At 66.6% G+C, this 868-nt stretch carries 1 protein-coding gene; it reads right to left on the bottom strand.

Annotated features, from left to right (window positions below; all coding sequences use genetic code 11):
- Positions 1-859, bottom strand: an 859-nt coding sequence (locus AACR77_RS23015; protein WP_042879037.1) for a glycoside hydrolase family 9 protein, incomplete at its 3' end; no start/stop codon positions are given.
- Positions 860-868 lie beyond the last annotated feature (9 nt).

Genomic DNA, 868 nt, shown 5'->3' with positions numbered 1-868 from the left:
TCTCTGCCGCGTCGGCGTACTGGCTTGTGTCAAGGTCGCCGCCACTCGGTTCCCGGGCGGCGCGGGCCAGGGCGGCGATGGCCATGCCACCCCCCTGGCGAAAGCCCGCCTGCCAGCGGGCGGACTTGATCCCCTGCTGGGTCGCATAGGCGCACAGCTCCCGCTGCTCGGGATCCTTGCTCCACTTGTCGAACAGGGTCATGTAGAAAAAGCCGCTCTCGTCCTGCATCCGGCAGAGAAAATCCGCCCCGTGCAGCCCCTCGTCATTGAGCCGTTTGCACAGGTTCACCCCATCGATGTCGCGACGTGTCGCCAGGAGTTCCCGGCACTTGAGCAGGGACCAGACCACCATGGGGGTCTGCTGGGGATTGAGGTAGTTGGCGTAGGAGAGGTGACTCAGGTACTTGCTCATGTCGCCGCTGGCGTCGAACCAGCCGCCATGTACGTCCCGGCGCTGATCGGTGCCAAACAGGCGTGCCCTGCGGTCCGCCCGGTCGAAGGTGCCGCTGGCGCGTTGTCCCTTGAAGTAGTGGATGACATCGGAGAGGCAGCGGCGTGCCAGCAGCCCCCGGCCGATGGCAAAGGGGGTGGAGCGCACCAGGCGCTCCTGCGCTCCCGTAGTCACGACGGCCTCCAGTCGGTAGTGGCCGGGCTCGGTGAAGGCGGAGAAATCGGCCCGCCAGTAGTGGCGCCCCTGCCAGCCGGGGACACTTCCCGCCGCCACCAGCGGCGTTTCCAGCAGGAGGTGGTCGTCCTGCTGGCGCAGCAACCTGACGTGGCCGCGGATATCGAGGTCGGCGCCGCACTGCAGCAGGGCGCTCTTCTCCCCGTCACATTCGTAACCCACCTGGTTGATCAAAAGACTGTG

The organism is Aeromonas sp. ZOR0002, from assembly GCF_963866995.1.
Lineage (GTDB): Bacteria > Pseudomonadota > Gammaproteobacteria > Enterobacterales > Aeromonadaceae > Aeromonas > Aeromonas caviae.
The sequence above is the reverse complement of the archived record's forward strand: the minus strand, read 5'-3'. Positions and strand labels throughout refer to the sequence as shown.